This window comes from Treponema sp. J25, assembly GCF_004343725.1.
In the GTDB taxonomy this organism is placed as follows: domain Bacteria; phylum Spirochaetota; class Spirochaetia; order Treponematales; family Breznakiellaceae; genus J25.
Map to the genome: position 1 here is coordinate 1 of NZ_PTQW01000062.1, position 3,230 is coordinate 3,230.

General features: G+C 35.4%; 5 protein-coding genes. All 5 read left to right on the plus strand.

From position 1 onward, the window contains the following. Nucleotides 1-114 precede the first annotated feature (114 nt). Nucleotides 115-483 (plus strand): YkvA family protein, encoded by a 369-nt coding sequence (locus C5O22_RS13330; protein WP_207895394.1) that lies wholly within the window; start codon nucleotides 115-117, stop codon nucleotides 481-483. Nucleotides 484-661: 178 nt separating this feature from the next. Beyond that, nucleotides 662-1,099: an ArsR/SmtB family transcription factor gene (locus tag C5O22_RS13335; RefSeq protein WP_207895395.1), complete on the plus strand. Its 438-nt coding sequence runs from the start codon at nucleotides 662-664 to the stop codon at nucleotides 1,097-1,099. A 135-nt stretch (nucleotides 1,100-1,234) separates the two neighbouring features. Continuing rightward, nucleotides 1,235-2,311, plus strand: a complete 1,077-nt coding sequence (gene arsB / locus C5O22_RS13340; protein ID WP_165910531.1) for an ACR3 family arsenite efflux transporter — start codon at nucleotides 1,235-1,237, stop codon at nucleotides 2,309-2,311. Between the two features lie 7 nt (nucleotides 2,312-2,318). Beyond that, nucleotides 2,319-2,720: an arsenate reductase ArsC gene (locus C5O22_RS13345; RefSeq protein WP_132782572.1), complete on the plus strand. Its 402-nt coding sequence runs from the start codon at nucleotides 2,319-2,321 to the stop codon at nucleotides 2,718-2,720. 107 nt (nucleotides 2,721-2,827) lie between these two features. Beyond that, a partial coding sequence (locus C5O22_RS13350; protein WP_207895396.1) for a permease occupies nucleotides 2,828-3,230 on the plus strand: 403 nt, incomplete at its 3' end.

Genomic DNA, 3,230 nt, shown 5'->3' on the forward strand with positions numbered 1-3,230 from the left:
AAAAAATCCTCGCTGCTTCATGCTTCCTAATTATATCAGATCTTTCGAGTTTTTAGAGGTGCCTATAAGATATAAAAATTGGAATGCATGAGAGACTTGAGTATAATAGAAAAAATGAAAGAAAAAACAAGTGAGTTAAAGAGACAGGTTTTTGCTTTATATCTGGCATATAAAAAGAAAGAGACGCCTTTAATTGCAAAGGTCTTTACTGCTATTGTTGTTGCATACGCACTAAGTCCCATAGACCTGATACCTGACTTTATTCCCGTATTAGGATATTTAGACGACTTCATACTGATACCTATGGGTGTTGCAATTGCATTAAAGTTGATACCAGCGGAAATTATGGAAGAATGCAGGAAAGAAGCCGAGGCAAAATTGAAAAGTGATATTCCAGAAGCCAAGGTAGCAGGCGTGGTTATTGTAATGCTGTGGATACTGATTTTAGGATTTATCGGGTACAGGATATTAGCAATTGTTTGAGTCAAATTAGGCTAGAGCGGTAGCAAGGATAAAGTTTCTGAACAATGTCCAGCCTGACTATGTAAAGGTCAGGAGAAGGTAGAAGTATTGAAAGAGTAGAGGATTAAGGTGTTAGGAGTTGAGTTGCGAATAAGGGAATAATATTTTTATTGACAAAAATATAAATTTACACTATTATATGAGTATAAACGAATATAATCATATAGGTGGTGATAAATTGGATTTGATAGAAATATTTAAAGCATTTGGAGATGAAAACAGAATTAGAATATTCAATTTATTAATAAGACAGGAACTCTGTGTATGCGAGATAGAAACAGTGCTCGATATGACTCAGTCTAATGCTTCAAGACATCTAAATAAATTAAAAACTTCAGGTATTATAACCAGTGAAAAGAAATCTCAATGGGTCTATTACAGAGTAGATAACAAGTTTATTGAAGAAAATAACCTACTGTATGAATTTATTAAAAACAAGATGGCTGAAAATACACAATTGTTAAGAGATATAGAGACACTTAAAAAATATAAAAACAGTAACTTTACATGTGAGCAACTACGGGAAGATAAAAGTCAGGTTCTTAAGTATCTTCGAGAGCAGTGCAATAACAATTAATGAAAATTATTAATAATAGAAAACTGATTTTAGTTATTTTTCTGTAAAAACTTTAAATTAGTCACTATATGATTATAAATGAATATAATCATATAGTAAGAACAAGATAATTTAAATTGATAGGGGGCATAAAACTTGAGTGACAAAGAAACAATGCAAGAAAATAAAGGATTAGTTTTTTTTGAAAAGTACCTTACAGTATGGGTAGCAGTATGCATTATAGTAGGAGTTGCAATAGGACAATTAGTTCCTTCAATCCCTGAAACTTTAAGCAAATTTGAATATGCAAATGTATCAATTCCTGTTGCTATTCTCATATGGCTAATGATTTACCCAATGATGCTGAAAATTGATTTTTCAAGCATTGTCAGGGCAACAAAAAAACCGAAGGGACTAATAGTTACTTGTGTAACAAACTGGCTTATCAAGCCTTTTACAATGTATCTTATTGCAGCGTTTTTCTTGAAAGTAGTGTTCAGTAGGTGGATTGGTCCGGATTTAGCGACAGACTATCTTGCGGGTGCAGTATTATTAGGAGCCGCACCATGTACCGCTATGGTATTCATATGGAGTTATCTGACAAAAGGCGACCCCGCTTATACATTAGTTCAGGTGGCAGTTAATGACCTGATTATATTGTTTGCATTTACACCAATTGTAGCATTCCTGTTAGGTGTAAGTAATGTAAGTGTTCCTTATGACACGCTGGTATTATCAACAATTCTGTTTGTTGTTATTCCATTGGCAGGAGGGTACCTTACCAGAAGAAACATCATCAAACATAAGGGTATAGAGTATTTCGAGAACGTTTTTCTCAAGAAATTTGATAATGTAACTATCGTAGGTCTGCTTCTTACTTTAGTAATTATTTTCTCTTTCCAGGGTGAAATAATTTTAAGCAATCCTCTGCATATTATATTAATTGCGGTACCATTAATTATTCAGACGTTCTTTATATTCTTCATCGCATATGGATGGGCAAAGATATGGAAACTTCCCCATGATATAGCAGCCCCTGCAGGAATGATTGGAGCAAGCAACTTCTTTGAACTTGCTGTTGCAGTGGCTATTTCACTTTTTGGACTGGACTCTGGGGCCGCCCTTGCAACAGTTGTGGGAGTACTGGTTGAAGTTCCAGTAATGCTTACGCTTGTCAGAATAGCCAACAACACAAGGCACTGGTTTAAACAAGTTGATGAAAGAGGGGTATAAAGGACATATGAAAAAGAGAGTTGCATTTGTATGTGTCCACAACTCCTGCCGCTCTCAAATGGCAGAAGGTTGGGCAAAGAAATTGGGAAGTGACGTATTGGAAGCATATTCTGCAGGAACAGAAAATTACCCTGAAGTGAAACCGCTGGCAGTACAGGTAATGGAAGAAGCAGGAGTGGATATGAGCGACCATCATCCAAAACTATTAAGTGATATTCCTGCAGAATTAGATATCTTAATAACGATGGGATGTAATGTAGTATGCCCTTATGTACCGTGCAGGCACAGAGAAGATTGGGGACTTAGTGACCCGTCAGGCGGACCAATAGAAGATTACAGAAGAACAAGAGATATAATTAAGGAAAAAGTCGAGGATTTAGTACAGAGAGTAAAGAACAATCAGATTTGATAAGCGTAATGTAATTAGTAAAATAAGAAAAGCGCAGTGAAGTTGAAAAGTGTAAACATGTTGGAAAATATCATTAAGTGTGCAAGGGGTAAGGGGGATGTTTTCATATGAACATATTAGCCATGATATTCGGTTGGTTAAACGACCAACTGTTAAAAATGAGATGGCTTTCAGAACTGGTAAGACTTCTTGTGGAGAAAGTATTTGGTTTGTCTGTTAGCGAAAGAATAGGTGGAAGTATTCACTTTTTTATATATGATACAATAAAAATATTTATATTATTATCACTATTAATATTTGTCATATCCTATATCCAGAGTTATTTTCCGCCAGAGAGGACAAAGAAGATTCTCGGAAAGATAAAAGGCATTAAAGGGAATATACTTGGGGCACTGCTTGGTACCATAACTCCATTTTGCAGTTGCTCCAGCATACCGATTTTTATCGGTTTCACATCGGCTGGCTTGCCTTTAGGTATAACCTTTTCTTTAAAACCGCAAAAATCCCGAA